At 54.0% G+C, this 17,183-nt stretch carries 15 protein-coding genes and 5 tRNA genes; 17 read left to right on the top strand and 3 right to left on the bottom strand.

Annotated elements, in window-relative coordinates:
• From gcvPB to MVK60_RS10710, 12 genes are all read left to right on the top strand, one after another.
• Positions 1-877, top strand: an 877-nt coding sequence (gene gcvPB / locus MVK60_RS10765; RefSeq protein WP_297439254.1) for an aminomethyl-transferring glycine dehydrogenase subunit GcvPB, incomplete at its 5' end; no start/stop codon positions are given.
• A 73-nt stretch (positions 878-950) separates the two neighbouring features.
• Positions 951-1,027: transfer RNA gene (locus tag MVK60_RS10760), tRNA-Thr, on the top strand.
• A 109-nt stretch (positions 1,028-1,136) separates the two neighbouring features.
• Positions 1,137-1,212: transfer RNA gene (locus MVK60_RS10755), tRNA-Asn, on the top strand.
• Between the two features lie 5 nt (positions 1,213-1,217).
• A tRNA-Ile gene (locus MVK60_RS10750) sits at positions 1,218-1,295 on the top strand.
• A gap of 685 nt (positions 1,296-1,980) precedes the next feature.
• Entirely contained in the window at positions 1,981-2,229 is a 249-nt protein-coding gene (locus tag MVK60_RS10745) for a DNA-directed RNA polymerase subunit H (protein WP_297439252.1), read from the top strand.
• Between the two features lie 15 nt (positions 2,230-2,244).
• On the top strand, positions 2,245-5,607 hold the full coding sequence (locus MVK60_RS10740; protein ID WP_297439250.1) for a DNA-directed RNA polymerase subunit B: 3,363 nt from the start codon (positions 2,245-2,247) through the stop codon (positions 5,605-5,607).
• Between the two features lie 5 nt (positions 5,608-5,612).
• Positions 5,613-8,333: a DNA-directed RNA polymerase subunit A' gene (locus tag MVK60_RS10735; RefSeq protein ID WP_297439248.1), complete on the top strand. Its 2,721-nt coding sequence runs from the start codon at positions 5,613-5,615 to the stop codon at positions 8,331-8,333.
• 1 nt (position 8,334) lies between these two features.
• Positions 8,335-9,519, top strand: coding sequence for a DNA-directed RNA polymerase subunit A'' (gene rpoA2, locus MVK60_RS10730; RefSeq protein ID WP_297439262.1), 1,185 nt, complete (start codon positions 8,335-8,337; stop codon positions 9,517-9,519).
• A 3-nt stretch (positions 9,520-9,522) separates the two neighbouring features.
• Positions 9,523-9,825: a 50S ribosomal protein L30e gene (locus tag MVK60_RS10725; RefSeq protein ID WP_297439246.1), complete on the top strand. Its 303-nt coding sequence runs from the start codon at positions 9,523-9,525 to the stop codon at positions 9,823-9,825.
• Complete coding sequence (locus MVK60_RS10720; RefSeq protein WP_297439244.1) at positions 9,825-10,262, top strand: NusA-like transcription termination signal-binding factor; 438 nt, start codon at positions 9,825-9,827, stop codon at positions 10,260-10,262. Before MVK60_RS10725 ends, MVK60_RS10720 begins: the two co-directional genes overlap by 1 nt.
• 10 nt (positions 10,263-10,272) lie before the next feature.
• Positions 10,273-10,716 (top strand): 30S ribosomal protein S12, encoded by a 444-nt coding sequence (locus MVK60_RS10715; protein ID WP_297439260.1) that lies wholly within the window; start codon positions 10,273-10,275, stop codon positions 10,714-10,716.
• A 5-nt stretch (positions 10,717-10,721) separates the two neighbouring features.
• Entirely contained in the window at positions 10,722-11,369 is a 648-nt protein-coding gene (locus MVK60_RS10710; protein ID WP_297439242.1) for a 30S ribosomal protein S7, read from the top strand.
• Between the two features lie 294 nt (positions 11,370-11,663).
• On the opposite strand, the gene MVK60_RS10705 is transcribed toward MVK60_RS10710, so the two are convergent.
• Together MVK60_RS10705 and MVK60_RS10700 are read right to left on the bottom strand one after the other, a co-directional pair.
• The gene (locus MVK60_RS10705) at positions 11,664-12,782 is read right to left on the bottom strand and encodes an alkaline phosphatase family protein (RefSeq protein WP_297439240.1); all 1,119 of its coding nucleotides are present in this window, start codon (positions 12,780-12,782) and stop codon (positions 11,664-11,666) included.
• A gap of 66 nt (positions 12,783-12,848) precedes the next feature.
• Entirely contained in the window at positions 12,849-14,117 is a 1,269-nt protein-coding gene (locus MVK60_RS10700; protein ID WP_297439238.1) for an Nre family DNA repair protein, read from the bottom strand.
• A 104-nt stretch (positions 14,118-14,221) separates the two neighbouring features.
• Between MVK60_RS10700 and MVK60_RS10695 the strand changes: the two genes are divergently transcribed.
• From MVK60_RS10695 to MVK60_RS10685, 3 genes are all read left to right on the top strand, one after another.
• Positions 14,222-14,307: transfer RNA gene (locus MVK60_RS10695), tRNA-Ser, on the top strand.
• 19 nt (positions 14,308-14,326) lie between these two features.
• Positions 14,327-14,401 (top strand) — tRNA-Cys (locus MVK60_RS10690).
• 227 nt (positions 14,402-14,628) lie between these two features.
• Positions 14,629-14,832, top strand: coding sequence for a MoaD/ThiS family protein (locus MVK60_RS10685; RefSeq protein WP_297439236.1), 204 nt, complete (start codon positions 14,629-14,631; stop codon positions 14,830-14,832).
• Between the two features lie 48 nt (positions 14,833-14,880).
• Here the strand turns inward: MVK60_RS10685 and MVK60_RS10680 are convergent, their stop codons facing one another.
• Positions 14,881-16,080, bottom strand: coding sequence for a pyridoxal phosphate-dependent aminotransferase (locus MVK60_RS10680; protein ID WP_297439258.1), 1,200 nt, complete (start codon positions 16,078-16,080; stop codon positions 14,881-14,883).
• A gap of 195 nt (positions 16,081-16,275) precedes the next feature.
• Here MVK60_RS10680 and MVK60_RS10675 point away from each other — a divergent pair, with 195 nt between their 5' ends.
• Together MVK60_RS10675 and MVK60_RS10670 are read left to right on the top strand one after the other, a co-directional pair.
• Positions 16,276-16,521 (top strand): hypothetical protein, encoded by a 246-nt coding sequence (locus tag MVK60_RS10675; RefSeq protein ID WP_297439235.1) that lies wholly within the window; start codon positions 16,276-16,278, stop codon positions 16,519-16,521.
• Positions 16,518-17,099, top strand: coding sequence for a lysine exporter LysO family protein (locus MVK60_RS10670; RefSeq protein ID WP_297439233.1), 582 nt, complete (start codon positions 16,518-16,520; stop codon positions 17,097-17,099). The genes MVK60_RS10675 and MVK60_RS10670 overlap by 4 nt, the downstream gene beginning before the upstream one ends.
• The last annotated feature ends 84 nt before the right edge of the window (positions 17,100-17,183 follow it).

Raw genomic sequence — 17,183 nt, 5'->3', positions numbered from 1 at the left:
GGCCGGCTTGATGCTCACCAACCCCAACACCCTCGGCATCTTCGAGGACGAGATACTGGAGATAGCTGAGATAGTCCACAAAGCCGGGGGGCTTCTCTACTACGACGGTGCGAATCTCAACGCTGTCCTCGGAAAGGTCAGGCCGGGAGACATGGGCTTCGACGTCGTCCACCTCAACCTTCACAAGACGTTCTCGACCCCGCATGGCGGTGGCGGACCAGGAAGCGGGCCGGTCGGAGTCAAGGAATTCCTCAAGGACTACCTGCCGGTTCCGCTCGTGGGCTACGATGAAGAGAACGACCGTTACTACCTCGACTACGACGTACCCAAGAGCATAGGCAAGGTGAAGGAGCTCTACGGCAACTTCGCGGTGATGGTCAGGGCCCTTACTTACCTCAAGATAATGGGCAGGGACGGGCTCAGGGAGGCCAGCGAGATAGCGGTTCTCAATGCCAACTACCTGGCCCAGAGACTGAAGGGCACGCGCGGCTACGAGCTGCCCCATAAGGAGCTCAGGAAGCACGAGGTTGTGTTCAGCGCCGAGCCCATGAAGAAGGAGACCGGGGTTAAGGCCCTTGATGTGGCGAAGAGGCTCCTTGACTTCGGGATGCACGCGCCGACCATATACTTCCCGCTGATAGTCCACGAGGCACTCATGATAGAACCCACCGAGACCGTCAGCAGGGAGGAACTCGACGCGTACGTTGAAGCTCTAAAGAGGATAAGCGAGGAGGCTTACAGCAACCCGGAGGTCGTCAAGGGCGCACCGCACAACGCGACGATCAAGCGGGTGGATGATGTTCTAGCTGTGAAAAAACCCGTTATAACCTGGCGTATGTACAGAGAACTGCAGGAGAGGGGGGAGATCGATTACTGACTTCCCCTACTTCATAATTTCTCGCCGTGACCCGACGAAAACTTTATAATCTACCCCACGGCTTTTAGACCGTGCCCCGGTAGCCTAGCCTGGCGGGGCGGCGGACTTGTAATCCGCCGGTCGCGGGTTCAAATCCCGCCCGGGGCTCCATTTCAGTCTCAGGGCTTAGCCCAACAGGCGGGGAGTCAAACTTCCCACACACCCCCTATCCTCACCGTAAGATTTATAAACGCGCCCAGTATTCCCTACATTGGGTCGTGCCGCCGTAGCTTAGTTGGTAGAGCGCCGGACTGTTAATCCGGCGGTCCCCGGTTCGAGTCCGGGCGGCGGCGCCATCAATGGGCCCGTAGCTCAGCCTGGTCAGAGCGCGCGGCTCATAACCGCGTGGTCGGGGGTTCGAAGCCCCCCGGGCCCACCATTGGGAACTTTTCTGGCGAAAAGTTTCATTAAAAGGTTCTAACGGTGTTTGGTGCCATGTCCTTAAAGGTCGTGCGATATTTTAACTCCGTTCTCAACGAGGGTTTGGCCATCAAATAATCCTCTTCAATCAGTTTTCCGCCTTGTTATTAGCATCCTTTGGACGCAGTTTGAAGAGTAAAACACTCGTAAGAGGATAATTATAAGAGCAACCTCCAACAAAATCGCCCGTTTTAAAGTGCACGAAGTTTTTTCAGGACTTCAATAAGTAAAAACATTTTGGGTCAGGCTTTGCCAAGCAAAGCTTGCTTGGTGAGTGTTTCACTCTCAGAAGGTGCCCAAAGGGCGCCAATGGTTAATTGAAACTGCTTTAAAAGTTTCCCTTTATAGTAAACCCTGCTTAAAATTATCCAGATTCTCTAGTACGCGGCTAATTTCTGCTCCCTCATATGGGAAGGCCAGTTTGAACCCCGAACTATCACGGGCTGCTTATAATCTTTTCCAGAGATGTGTGAACAGATGAGTACATTAGGGTAACTTCTCGGCATTGAAATCGGTTCTTAAACTTTACGCAACCGATATAAACCCCTGTGGGCCAGATACTACTCGAAAAGCTTATATACCCAAACTTGCAGGTGGGAGGTAGTGGTAATCGTTCTTGAAAAATGTTAAGGGGGCAATTCTCGGTGGCGACGAAAAAAGAGTTTAACATATTTGATCATGAGCTAGTTCCCGAGCACAGGGTTCTCAGTGAGGAGGAGAAAGATGAGCTCCTCGGGAATTATCGTATCAGGATATCCCAGCTCCCACAGATCAAAGCCTCGGACCCTGCGGTTGTTGCTCTTGGCGCAAAGCCCGGTGATGTTATAGGGATAAAGAGGAAGAGCCCAACGGCAGGCAGCTATTACTACTACAGGCTTGTCGTGGAGGATTGATTCTGGGGTGAGATTATGAGGGGACCGACCGTTGTGGACGTTAGCCCAGATGACCTCTGGGTTGTTATGGAGGCGTACTGGAAGGAGAAAGGATTCGTACGGCAGCACCTTGACTCTTACAACGCTTTTATTGATCATGGCCTGCAGGAGGTCATAAACGAATTCGGCGGTGTTAAACCGGATATCCCAGACTTCGAGGTTAGATTCGGAAAGATACGAATGGGGGAACCCGAATTCCAGGAGGCACAGGGACAGAGAAAGCCACTGTACCCCATGGACGCCCGCATGAGGAACCTCACCTATTCGGCTCCCGTGTACCTAGAGCTCATACCTGTTGTAAACGGCGTTGAGCAGGAGAAGGTGGAGTCGCGCATTGGAGAGCTTCCCATAATGCTGAAATCAAAGGCGTGCAGACTCTACGGCCTCAGCGACGAGGAACTAGTAAAGATGGGGGAGGACCCAAAGGATCCAGGTGGATACTTCATCATAAACGGTTCTGAAAGGGTTATCGTATCCATTGAAGATCTGGCCCCCAACAAGACCCTTGTGGAGAGGGATGAAAGACAAAACAAAGTCGTTGCCAAGGTATTTTCATACCGGCACGGTTATCGTGCTCTCATAACCGTCGAAAGGAAAAAGGACGGTATCCTGTACGTCAACATCCCCAACGTTCCGAAGGCAGTTAAGTTTATCTACGTCATGCGTGCGCTGGGTCTTGAGAGCGATAAGGAGATAGTCGAAGCTGTCAGCGACGACCCAAGGATCCAGCAGGTCCTGTTCGAAAACCTTGAGGATGCAGGCGATATAAACAACAAGGAAGAGGCACTCGATTATATAGGAAAGCTCTCCCTCCCAGGCCAGCCAAAGGAGTACAGGCTCAGAAGGGCTGAACACATCGTGGACAACAATCTCCTGCCGCACATGGGGGTTGAGGAAACTGACAGGAAGGCAAAGGCGTACTATCTTGGCATGATGGCCTTGAAGGTTCTGGAGCTGTCCCTCGGCCTCCGCGGCGAGGACGACAAGGATCACTACGCCAATAAGAGACTTAAGCTGGCAGGAGATCTCCTAAAAGACCTCTTCCGTGTTGCCTTCGGCCAGCTTGTGAAGGACATGCAGTACCAGATGACCAAGACCTACCAGAGGAAGGGTGAGCGCTACACCTTCGAGAACGTCCAGCGCTTCGTGAGAAACTCGATAAGGCCAGACGTCCTCAGCGAGAGGATCGAACATGCCCTAGCGACCGGTGCATGGCCCGGCGGAAGAACCGGTGTGAGCCAGCTGCTCGACAGGACCAACTACATGTCAACCCTCTCCCATCTAAGGCGCGTGACATCCCCCCTCAGCAGGGAGCAGCCCCATTTCGAGGCCCGTGACCTCCACGGAACTCACTGGGGAAGGATCTGCCCGACCGAGACGCCGGAGGGCCCGAACTGTGGTCTGGTTAAGAACCTGGCGCTGATGTCCCAGATAACCACGGGGATCCCCGAGGAGGAAGCCAGAAAGTACCTGGGAGTGCTGGGGGTCATTCCAATCGAGGAAAGGAGGCCAAACCCCGAACTCTGGCGTGTGTACCTGAACGGTGTGTTAATCGGAACAGTAGAGGACGGCAGGAGTCTCGTAAAGAGGATACGCGAGGACAGGCGCAGTGGCAGGATCAGCGACGCCGTCAACGTCGCGGCGTATGAGGATGAAGAGGTCAAGGAAATCTACGTCAACAGTGACGATGGCAGGGTAAGAAGACCTTTAATAATTGTCGAAAACGGGGAACCAAAGCTCACCCGTGAGCACATTGAGGGAATAAAAAACGGCACCCTCACCTGGAGTGACCTTGTCAAGATGGGCGTCATCGAGTACCTCGACGCCGAGGAGGAGGAGAACGCCCTTGTGGCAACCTGGCCCTGGGAGGTCACGGAGGAGCACACCCACCTTGAGCTCATGCCGGCCGCGATACTCGGTATTCCGGCTTCGCTCGTTCCCTACCCGGAACACAACGCCGCACCGCGTAACACCTACGGTGCAGGTATGGCCAAGCAGAGCCTCGGTCTCGGCTGGTCGAACTTCCGCCTGCGCGTTGATACCCGCGGTCACCTCATGCACTACCCACAGGTTCCGCTCGTTAACTCAAGGATAATGAAGGCAGTTGGCTTCGAGGAAAGGCCGGCCGGCCAGAACTTCGTCGTTGCCGTCCTGAGCTATGGTGGGTACAACATGGAGGATGCCATCATTATGAACAAGGCATCCATAGAGCGCGGACTCGGCAGGACAACGTTCTTCAGAACTTACGAAGCCGAGGAGAAGCGATACCTCGGCGGCCAGACCGACCGCTTTGAGGTTCCAGACCCGACCATCCAGGGCTACCTAGGTGAGAAATATTACAGGCACCTTGACGAGGACGGTATAATCTTTCCAGAGTCAAAGGTCACAGGTAAGGATGTCCTAGTAGGGAGAACCTCCCCCCCTAGGTTCCTTGAGGAACAGAGTGGCCTTGGCGGGATAATACTGCAGGAGAGGAGGGAAACCAGTATAGCCGTAAGACCAAGCGAGCACGGGATCGTTGATAAGGTCATCATAACCGAGACCGGCGACGGAACGAAGCTCGTTAAGGTGACCACCAGAGACCTACGCATTCCGGAATTCGGTGACAAATTCGCCTCAAGGCACGGGCAGAAGGGTGTCGTGGGTCTCATTGTTCCTCAGGAAGACATGCCATGGACCGAGAATGGAATCGTCCCCGATCTCATCGTCAACCCGCACGGTATTCCAAGCCGTATGACCGTCGGACAGCTCATAGAGGCCATAGGCGGAAAGGTTGCCTCACTCAAGGGCAGACGCGTTGACGGTACCGCCTTCATTGGCGAGCCGGAGGAGATGCTCAGGAAGGAACTTGAGGAGCTGGGCTTCAAGCACAGCGGAAGGGAGGTCATGTACGACGGAATAACCGGGAGGAGACTTGAGGCCGATGTGTTCGTAGGTGTCATCTATTACCAGAGGCTTCACCACATGGTCGCCGACAAGATGCACGCGAGGAGCAGAGGTCCGGTGCAGGTTCTCACCAAGCAGCCGACCGAGGGAAGGGCCAGGGAAGGTGGTCTCAGGTTCGGTGAGATGGAGCGCGATGTTCTCATCGGCCACGGGGCGGCGATGCTACTCATTGAGAGACTGCTAGAGGAGAGCGATAAGTCAGAGGTATGGGTCTGCGAGAACTGCGGCCACCTAGCGATAGAAGACAAACGCAGGGGTAAGGTCTACTGCCCGGTGTGCGGGGAAGAGGAGAGAATAAGCAGGGTGGAAATGAGCTACGCCTTCAAACTGCTGCTGGACGAGCTGAAGGCCATGGTGATAAGGCCTTCCCTCAAGCTGAAGGACAGGGTGTGATAGCTATGGGATCCATGAAAAAGGTTATTGGAAGTATTGAGTTTGGAATCCTCTCACCGCAGGAGATCAGAAAGATGAGCGCGGCCGAGATAACCGTTCCCGATACCTACGACGATGACGGTTATCCAATCGAAGGGGGTCTTATGGACAAACGCCTTGGCGTTATCGACCCAGGACTGCGCTGTGAGACCTGCGGGGCGCGCTCTGGGGACTGTCCAGGTCACTTTGGCCATGTCGAGCTCGCGAGGCCGGTGATACACATAGGATTCGCCAAAACCATCCACAGGGTTCTTGAGAGCACCTGCCGCGAGTGCGGAAGAGTGAAGCTCACGGACGAAGAGATCGGTGAGTACATGAAAAAATTTGAAGTGGTGGGGGATAGGAAGAAGGCAAAAGATGCACTGATCAAGGAGATACACAAGAAGGCCAAAGAAAGGATGGTCTGCCCGCACTGTGGAGCGCCTCAGTTCCCGATAAAGTTCGAGAGACCGTTCACGTATTGGGAGCTCAGGAAGGATGAGGAAGGAAACGAGTACAAGCACAGGATGATGCCCAGTGAGGTAAGGGACAGGCTTGAGAGGATACCAGACAAAGACCTCCCTGTTCTCGGCCTCCATCCTGAGAAGGCCAGGCCTGAGTGGATGGTTCTTACGGTTCTACCGGTTCCGCCCGTTACGATGAGGCCGTCGATAACTCTAGAAAGCGGCATCAGGGCGGAGGATGATCTCACCCACAAAATGGTGGACATAATCCGCATCAACAACCGCCTCAAATCCAACATCGAGGCCGGTGCACCCCAGCTGATTATTGAAGACCTCTGGGACCTCCTCCAGTACCACGTTACCACATACATCAACAACGAGACCTCAGGAATCCCGCCAGCCAAGCACAAGAGCGGAAGGCCCCTGAAGACCCTCTCACAGAGGCTCAAGGGTAAGGAAGGCCGCTTCCGTGGAAACCTCAGTGGTAAGCGCGTCAACTTCTCGGCCCGTACGGTTATCAGCCCCGACCCGATGATAAGCATCAACGAGGTCGGCGTTCCGATGGCCGTTGCCATGGAGCTGACAGTTCCCGAGAGGGTTACGGAGTTCAACATAGAAAAACTCAGGAAGATGGTTCTCAACGGCCCTGAGAATTATCCCGGGGCAAACTACGTTATAGACCCAGAGGGAAGAAGAATAAGGCTCATGGAAAACAACCGTGAGAACGTTGCCGAGATGCTTGATCTAGGATGGACGGTTGAGAGACACCTTCTCGACGGCGACGTAGTCCTCTTCAACAGGCAGCCCTCACTCCACAGGATGTCCATCATGGCCCACCGCGTCAGGGTGATGCCGTACAGAACCTTCCGCCTCAACCTCTCTGTCTGCCCGCCGTACAACGCGGACTTCGACGGTGACGAGATGAACCTCCACGTGCCACAGACGGAGGAGGCGCAGGCAGAGGCCAAGATACTCATGGAGGTGCAGAACCACATAATCTCGCCGAGGTATGGAGGTCCGCTCATCGCCGGAATACAGGACCACATCTCCGGTGGCTACCTGCTCACGCGCGAGGGGGCCTACTTCACCCGCAGTGAAGTGGAGCAGATGCTCATGTTCGCCGGCATAGAGGTGGATAAGCTCCCCAAGCCGGACAGGATAGAAAACGGCGTAGAGCTGTGGAGCGGAAAGACAATCTTCTCCCTGGCGCTTCCCGGAGGATTAACCATATGGTACAGAAACAAGCTCTGCGACGAGCCTGAACGCTGTGAGGCCCTTGAGAAGCTCATAACAGAGAAACTCGTTCCGGACCCGGAGGAGATCAAGAAGCTCGCCTACGACGGCTTCACATACATCCTCAACGGCAAACTGCTGAGCGGTGCTATAGATAAAAAAGCATACGGAAGGGAGGATGGAAGAGTACTGGACATCATTGTAAGGGAATACGGGCCCGACAGGGGCAGGAAGTTCCTGGATCAGGTCACAAAACTCGCCATCTGGACGATAACCCACAAAGGATTCACGACAGCAATAGACGACGAGGATCTCCCGACCGAAGCGCTGGACAGGATCAAGGAGATAATCCGGGAAGCTGACGAGAAGGTGAACAGACTCATCACCGCTTACAACAACGGAGAGCTTGAACCCCTGCCAGGTAAAACACTGGAGGAGACACTTGAGAGCAAGATCATGGCCGTTCTTGCCGAGGCCCGTGATAACGCGGGTAAAGTCGCGGAGAGGTACCTCGGTATGGGCAACCACGCGGTCATCATGGCCAAGACGGGAGCGAGGGGTAAGATCCTGAACATCACTCAGATGGCGGCGATGCTCGGACAGCAGTCAATCCGTGGAAAGCGCCTCTATCGCGGCTACCATGGAAGAGTCCTGACGCATTTCAAGCCCGGAGACCTCGGAGCAAGGGCCAAAGGATTCATCATCAACTCGTACAAGAGCGGGCTAACTCCCCAGGAGTACTTCTTCCACGCCATGGGTGGACGTGAGGGACTGGTTGACACCGCGGTCAGGACAGCACAGAGCGGTTACATGCAACGCCGTTTAATCAACGCGCTCCAGGACCTCAAGGTGGACTACGACGGAACAGTGAGGGACCCAACGGGAATAATCGTCCAGTTCAAATACGGAGAAGACGGAGTGGACCCAATGCGGAGCTGGGGAGGTAAGACCGTGGACGTGGACAGGGTGATCCTGAGAACCCTCGTAAAGATCAGGGGAGGGGGTGAGTGAGATGGTCACCGCCAAGACAATCAAGAGTGTTATCGACAAGTCAGGGCTCCCGGATAACATCAGGGAGGAACTCTACAACAAACTGCTCGAGTACAACAAGAAGTACAAGCTCAAAAAGGCGGAAGTACAGGCTGTAGTGGACGAGGCCATAAGAGAGTATGAAGAGGCCCTTATCGAACCTGGAGAGGCAATAGGCACCGTTGCAGCTCAGTCAATGGGAGAACCCTCGACTCAGATGACCCTGAACACGTTCCACTACGCTGGCGTTGCCGAGATTAACGTCACCCTTGGTCTGCCGAGAATCATCGAGATCGTTGATGCGAGGAAGAACCCCTCAACACCCATCATGACAGTCTACCTCGACGACAAGCACCGCCACGATAGGGAGAAGGCGATGGAAGTTGCCAAACGTATTGAGGGTACGACAATAGAGAATCTAGCCAGGGAGATGAGCATCGACATCCTCAACTTCGAGTTCATCGTGGAGGTGGATCCAGAGAGGCTTGAGAAGAGCGGCCTTGACATGGAGAGGATTCAGAAAAAGTTGGAGGGCTCGTTTAAGAGTGCCGAGTTTGAGACCGAGGGCTACACGCTCATAATGAGGCCCAAGAAGGTCACTAAACTCTCCGACCTCAGAAAGCTTGCCGAAAAGGTTAAAAAGCATCGCTTGAAGGGTCTGTCAGGCGTCGGAAAGACGGTTATCAGAAAAGAGGGCGATGAATACATCATCTACACAGAAGGCTCGAACTTCAAGCAGGTGCTGAAGGTTCCGGGGGTCGACCCGACGAGGACAAGAACAAACAACATTCACGAGATAGCAGAGGTGCTTGGAATAGAGGCCGCGAGAAACGCCATCATCGAGGAGATAGTAAACACGATGCGCGAGCAGGGTCTTGAGGTCGATGTCAGGCACATCATGCTCGTCGCGGACATGATGACACTGGACGGTGTGATACTGCCCATAGGCAGGCACGGCATAGTCGGTGAGAAGGCCAGTGTACTGGCCAGGGCAGCTTTCGAGATCACAACTCAACACCTGTTTGAGGCGGCCGAGAGGGGTGAAAGCGATCCCCTCAACGGTGTCGTTGAGAATGTGTTAATCGGACAACCCGTCCCTGTTGGAACGGGTATAGTCAAACTGGCAATGGACCTGCCGATAAAACCAAAAAGAAGTAAGGAGGTGTGACTGATGGATTTAGCTTTCGAGCTTAGAAAAGCTGATGAAACCGGAAAGATTATCAAAGGCGCCAAGGAAGCAGTCAGGCTCGCCAAGATGGGAGGTGCAAAGCTCATCATCATCGCCAAGAACGCAAGGGCGGACGTTAAAGAGGACGTCCAGTACTACGCCAAGCTGAGCGGAATATCTGTCTACGAATTCGAAGGCAGCAGTGTGGAACTCGGTACCATACTCGGAAGACCCCACACGGTTTCGGCCATTGCCATAGTCGACCCCGGCGAAAGTAAAATCCTAGCCCTTGGGGGTAAGGAGTAATGGCGCTCAAGCTCAACACTGACCAGATCAAGTTCATCGCACTCTTCGAGAGCATGACCGGAGCAACGGTTATGGACTGCCTGATCGAGAGGGCCAAGAACCGGCTTATATTCATCGTAAAGAAGGGTGAGATGGGGCTGGCCCTCGGCAAGAAAGGCGCCAACGTCAAGCGCGTTCAGGATATGCTTGGAAAGGAAATAGAGCTCATAGAACACTCAGAGAACCCCGAGGAGTTCCTGAGGAACATTTATAAGAGCATGGGGGTAAAGGTTAAAAAAGTCCACATCACTGAAAAGAGGGATGGTAAAAAAGTCGCCCTCCTGGATATCAGGCAGCGTGACAAGCCCCGCGCCATCGGAAAGGGCGGCCAGAACATCAACCTCGTGAAGGAGTTGATGGAGAGACATCACGGAATTAGCGATGTGGTGATAATCTGAGGTGATGATCATGGCTGGAAAGAAGGCTCCGTACGGAGAGTTTGCCGGAAGAAAGCTCAAGCTCAAAAGAAAGAAGTTCCGCTGGAGCGACATAAGGTACAAGAGGAGAGTGCTCCGACTCAAGGAGAAGAGCGACCCGCTCGGTGGGGCCCCACAGGCCAAGGGCATAGTCCTTGAGAAGATAGCTGTCGAGGCAAAGCAGCCGAACTCTGGAATGCGTAAGGCAGTTCGCGTCCAGCTAATCAAGAACGGTAAGGTCGTGACGGCCTTCACCCCAGGTGATGGTGCCATCAACCATATAGACGAGCACGACGAGGTAATCATCGAGGGAATCGGCGGTCCAAAGGGCGGTTCAGTCGGCGATATCCCGGGAATCAGGTACAAGGTCATAAAGGTCAACAGGGTGTCCCTCAACGAACTCGTCAAGGGAAGGAAGGAGAAGCCAAGGAGGTGAAGGGAATGGCCAAGGAGCTCAGTGAGAGGTTCTTCGTACCGAAGGAGGCGAAGGTCTTTGGAAGATGGAGCGTTGAGGACGTCGTTGTCAATGACCCGTCACTCAGACCCTACATAAACCTCGACGCCAAGATCCTCCCCCACAGCCACGGGAGACACGCCAAGAAGTCGTTTGGGAAGGCCAGTGTTCACATCGTCGAAAGGCTCATGAACAAGGTCATGAGAAGCGGTTCAAGCGGCCACAAGGTCGGCGGCCACTTCATGAGGCGTGAGAGCCGCTCCCTCATGAGCAAGAAGATGAAGGCCTACGAGGTCGTCAAAGAGGCATTCATGATCATCGAGCGCAGGACCAAGAAGAACCCCATCCAGGTTCTCGTTCAGGCCCTCGAGAACTCCTCACCGAGGGAAGACACCACAACCATAGCGTTCGGTGGAATCCGCTACCACATGGCCGTGGACGTTGCCCCACTCAGGAGGCTCGACATCGCCCTGAAGAACATCGCCCTCGGCGCTTCAGCTAAGTGCTACAGGAACAAGACCAGCTACGCTCAGGCCCTCGCGGAGGAGATAATAGCCGCCGCCAACAGGGATCCGAAGAGCTTCGCCTACAGCAAGAAGGAAGAGATTGAGAGGGTTGCCCAGTCCTCACGCTGAGGACTAGAGGTTTTTTCACTCTTCCACTTTTCTCGTAAGATTTTCAAGGGACTTCTTTCCTCTGTAAATCCCGCAATACTTCGACGGCTCAAAGAACTTCTCCATAGTTCTGGGGGGATTATAACACCCTTAGTCCTCCCGTGCTCGTCGTAAATATACCCAACAACCCCCCCATACCACACATGACAGCCTTTTGCTCTTCCAATTTAACCTCTTCGCCAGATAAGGATATTGGCAAGCTGATTGAAGACAAAACGGAAAACTTCTGAGAAGTGAGCTGTGAACGTGTGTCCACTAAACCAAACTCCTCCCCACCATGTTCCCCGGTTTTTCTATCCCAAAGAACTTCAAAACCGTTGGCGCTATGTCCATGAGGCTCGGCTCGTCAAATCCAACCCTTTCGAAGCCCCATAGAATCAGCGGGACCTTCATAACCGGCTTGTTCATAGAACCGTGCATGCCCTTAACCCAGTGGCTCACACCCTTTATTCCCTTGCACATTCGGTGTGAGCAGAACCAGTAACCGGGCTTGGCAGAAACTATCAGCTCGCCACCCGTTGGAGTGTTGAGGTGAGGTAAGTCCTCACGGAAGAATACCCCCTCAACGCCCGGTGCCCGCCTAAGGACCTCAAAGGCGTCCTCGACCTCGTTTGGATCCCTCAGATAGACATGAACCCCTCCTCCGGAGGAAACGCGGAGTGTCTCAATTCCGTGCTTCCTGAGGTATATCTTCAGGTTCACCCACGTGTGAACCTCCTCCTGCCCGTGGTCCGCGAAGATTACAAAGGCGTATTCGTCTTTCAGCCTTTCCCAGAGGGTTCTAACGGCGGTATTAACTGTTTCAACGGCTTTAAGCGCGCCCTCACTCAGTGGCCCGTGGTCGTGTCCCATGCCGTCTATCGAGGCGAAGTGGATGAGGAGCAAATCAGGCCCACATTCCTCGTGGAGGTAGAGGGCAGAGTTCAGAACCCAGAGGTCTTTTCTCCAGTCACGGCCGTGACTGCGGTACATCTTGTCGCTTGCGAAGAAGGGAGGGAATATCCTGACGTCCGTTCCGCTGAAGGGAGGCATTGTGTATCCGGAGACACTGGCGGTTCTAACACCTTTCTGCCGCAACAGGTCAACGATGGTTGGGGCCTTAATGACCTTGTGGAGATTAAACGCCACCTCATAGTCGTAAAAGTTCACCCTCCTATCACTCAGTCGGTCGTAATAGCCGTTCTCGACTACCCCATGGTCTTTCGGCCACACCCCTGTCATAACGCTTGTGTGTACTAGATCTGTGAGCGTCGGAAAGATGGAATCGACTACCTCAGAATCCCCTGTTTCGGCCAGTTCGCTTAGGAATGGCATGTGCCTGAGGTTGTAAACGCCGCAGCCGTCGAGACTTATGAGGGCGAGCTTCTTCCGCATTTCGAAACCTCCAAGTGGTGTCAGCCTGACGTGCACTCATCACCGTTCAACGGGATGGAGTGATCATCATCCACCCGAGCTTTCTCTGTTCAGATGGTATATATCCCTTCCGAGCCATCCATCCAAGGTTTTTTGCCTCATGAGGCTTCCGAGTACGTAGCTTCTCGCAATGTACCTCTCGAAGGGATGCTCAAGGCGCCTCTTTATAACATCGAGCGCCTCGTTGAGCGTCTCGAAGCGTCCGATCAAGTTGCCCATCGCCTTCTTCACGCCAAGGCGGATCTGCCAGACGCCGACGGGAGCGTAGTACTCGGGAGTGACCTCACGGAAGACCACGGCCCTCGCTTGCCTCCTCCGCGATCTAAGGGATTCAAGGACGCTCAAGCGAGCGGCATGGTAGGCACCTGCAGTCTCCTTGACGTATCCCTTTCTCCCATGGAAGTCCTCGTAGTCGTGGATCACGCTCGGCTCGCTCGCACCGAAGAGCGAGCCCTTAAGCCAGACCTCAAGGAGTTCGAAGGCATAGCTCGTGGGCATCAGGAGAACCGCGTAGCGGTTGCCCATGAACCTGTAGAAATAGACCTCGTAGTCGTTTATATGAGGATGGTGGAGAATTTCCCTCCGCAGGTTTTTGCCTATGGTGTCCTGAACGGCTGTAATGCTCCACCTCGTTGGGACGAGCCTCTTGTCCAGACCGAGGAGTCCGGCAGAGAGGAGCCTTATGATGTAGTACTCGTCGAAGCCCCAGTTATAGAGGCGCATTATGGCCCCTTCAGCCCTCAACTCATCGCTGACAACGTAGTCAGTTCTTCTCGGAATCTTCGGGTTCTCCGTGAGCTCAAAATCAAGGAGCTCGGCCTTCGGCCCTATCGGTGGTGCAAACTCGCTCGGAAGGACTTTCAGGACGGGCTTCCTCTTGAGAAGAATCTCGCTATCCACCGGCTTCACAGACATGGCCAGCTCCTGAACCTCACCCAGGACCCTAGCGCTCTTTCTCACGTGGATATCGGTCTTGGTCTCACCCATGACGAGCAGGGAACGATAGTAGAGGATGTCCTTTATCGTCTTGTCTCCCCATTTCATAGGGCTGTCGAGATAGTCCGTCTTCCCCTCAATTGGAGGGACAAGCGGGCCGAGTCTAACCTCCGGATAACCATACTCCCCAACGAAGATGCTTGGAGGCGAGGAACCGAAGAGGTAGCGTTTGTTCAGTTTTCTCTTGACGGTGCGGGCTACCCTGAACCTCTCAAGAATCGGGCAGGTCGGCCTCCCGCAGAGGAGCTTTCTGCCCTTGCAGATGGCACATAGTCTTGAGTTGAAGACGGACGCATTCATTGGAGGGAGATAAGGGGTGGGGGTATTTATGGTTTGCCAATATCCTACAGGGTTCCAAAAAACTTAAAAACCCTCCCCGGCTCATATAACCTGGGCACTGGAGTGCCGCGGTAGCCTAGCCTGGTAGGGCGCCGGCCTGCTAAGCCGGTGGCCGCTGGCCACAGGGGTTCAAATCCCCTCCGCGGCGCCAAATCTTCTTGGGTCCAAATGCCGGGATAGCCTAGAGGCGAGGCGGTGGACTGCAGATCCGCTTTACGGGGGTTCAAATCCCCCTCCCGGCTCCACAACAAACGTCTTTTTAAGTATGTTCTCGCCTGAGGGATTCTGCTTTGAGTTGTGTTGTTGGATAGGCTTCCTACAAACTCTTCAGAGTGCTTTTAAAGTCAAATCCACGTTTTAAAGCCTTGAGGGCTGATCCTCAATTAATGGCATCTCGAAGTATGAAACGTTCTCAAGCATTGCCAGTGGAGTTTATAAACGTCACGAAAAATATTGCCTTTGGTGGTGAGGAATGATCAGAGTAAAGGTCCTGGGAAGGGGAATAGAAAAGGAGATGGAGTGGAAAAAGGGCACGAAGGTCGCCGACGTACTCCGGGAGATTGGCTTCAACACAGAAAGTGCGATAGCGAAGCTCAACGGCCGTATCGCCCTTGAAGATGAAAAAGTGGAAAATGAAGACTACGTTGAGATTATCCCGGTAGTTTCCGGCGGCTGATCCTCTTTTTAATAACCGCCAGGGAAAAAGAAAAGAGGTACCAAAAATTCACTCCGCAAGCCTCTCTCTCATGAAGGCTTCAAAATTGTTCATGGCAGCCTCAAGGGTCTCAACCGGCGGCAGAAAGACTATCCTGAAGTGCCAGTCACCAGCGTAGCCGAAGCCGGAGCCGTGGACGAAGAGCACGTGGGCCTTGTGAAGGACATCCATAACGAATTCAAAGTCGTTCTTCCACTTAGAGCGCTCCTCTATTCTCGGGAAGATGTAGAAGGCTCCCTGAGGCTTGGTGGTGCTTATTCCCGGAATCTCCGTGAGGCGCTTGTATATATAGTCCCTTCTCTCCTTGAGCTTGCCCATGTACTCATCGAGGTAGCCCATCGGACCGGTGAGGCCAGCAACGGCCGCGAACTGAGCGGGAGTGCTCGGACATATCCTTATCCTAGCCATTTTGTCTATAGCCTCCCTCACCTCATCGAGCTTGCCCTCCGGGTCGACGTAATAGAAGTAGCCGAGGCGCCAGCCGGTGGCGAAGTAGACCTTGGACATGCCGTTCATGACTATGACAGGCACATCCTTCGTGAGAGAACCGGGGGAGACGTGCTCTCCTTCGTAGGTCATGAGGTCGTATATCTCGTCGCTGATGACAGGAAGGTCGTATTCTCCCGCCAGATCCAGTATCTCCCTCACGGTCTTTCTCTCGTAGAGGGCTCCCGTTGGGTTGTTGGGGTTGATGACCGCTATAGCCTTCGTCCTCTCATTGATTTTTTTCCTCATGTCGTCTATGTCTGGCTGCCACCCGTTCTCCTCAACCGTTAGGTACTCGTTGGCGATTCCACCGTAGAACTTGACGAGGCCAACGTATGGGGGGTAGCTTGGACTCGGGACGAGGATGTTGTCCCCAGGGTTGAGGAGGGCACCGAATATGAACTGCAGTGCCTCGGTGACCGCCGCAGTGACGCGGACATCGTCTGAGGTTATATCAACGCCGTTCTTTCTCTTCTCGCGTTGGACGATGGCTTCGCGGGTCTCAGGAAGCCCCTCGCTTGTGCCGTAGTAGTTATGGCCGTCTTGGATGGCCTTGCAGTACGCGTCCCTCATATGCTTCGGCGGCTGGAAGTCGTATTTGCCCGGATCACCGATGTTGAGTCTTATGACATTTATCCCCTTTTTCTCAAGCTCCCTGGCCGGAATAACGACGTCCCTTATGGCGTACTCAATACCCATGGCCCTTTCAGATGGACGAATCATTTCAATCACCATTTTAAGGGTATGGTCTTCACAATAAAAACCTTCACATCGAAAACAGGGAACAGCTTTAAAAAGCGGCGCCCGAAGGAATCTGGGCGATGACGATTAGCAAGCAAACTGAACGCTCACAGATGATGACGTGAACACCCTCCGAGCCCTCGATAATTTTATTAGCCTTAAGAGCCATCTCGATACATGAACATCTTCATCCCATTAATGCTCGGTGTCTTAATTGGGTACGCGCTCAGAACCAGAAAAAGAAAGGTCGAAGTCGACGTTCCGATGAGCGCCGCGCTACTCCTCATGATATTTTTCATGGGTATCAACGCCGGAGAAGTTAGCATAAACGCCGGCTGGCTCCTCGGCTCGTCCATCCTCTTCGCACTCTTCACAATAGCTGGGAGCCTCGGAATGGCGGTTCTACTGGGGGGAAGCCGGTGAGGTTTGTAACTTACGTGCTCACCTCTCTCATTCTGGGGATAGCCGTCGGACACTTCTACTCCCCAAACTTTGGGAACCTCTACGAGATAATGCTATACGTCCTTATCCTCATCATCGGAATAGATCTCGGCCTCAATTTCAAGCCTCACGAGTTAAAAAGGCTCGGCCGGAGGGCCTTCCTCCTACCGGCAGAGACGATGGTTGGTTCTCTCCTTGGGGGATTTGCCGCGTCAATCCTCCTGGGTGTGGGTGTGAAATGGGGGCTTGCGGTAGCAGCCGGCTGTGGCTGGTATTCCCTTACTGGGCCACTTATAGGCCAGTACTCAGCAATCTATGGTGCCCTGGGGTTTCTGGCAAACCTCATCAGGGAGGTAATGACCGTGACATTATACCCATCGGTATCACGCAGGATCCCCAAGGAGGAGGCCATCACGATGGGGGGAGCCACAACTATGGACACAACTCTGGCCGTGATGACGAAGTTCGGTGGAAGGGACATCACGGTGATGGCATTCGTCCACGGGTTCGTGCTGACGGCCGTGATTCCCTTCATCCTGCCCCTCATCCTGGGGCTCTGAGGGCAAAAACTTTTTTAAAGTCTCCAGCTTACCGATGCCTGCAGGCACTATCATGCCTCACGGCTCGGGGGTATCTAAGGCGGA

It is taken from the genome of Thermococcus sp., from assembly GCF_026988555.1.
GTDB lineage: Archaea > Methanobacteriota_B > Thermococci > Thermococcales > Thermococcaceae > Thermococcus.
The sequence above is the reverse complement of the archived record's forward strand: the minus strand, read 5'-3'. Positions and strand labels throughout refer to the sequence as shown.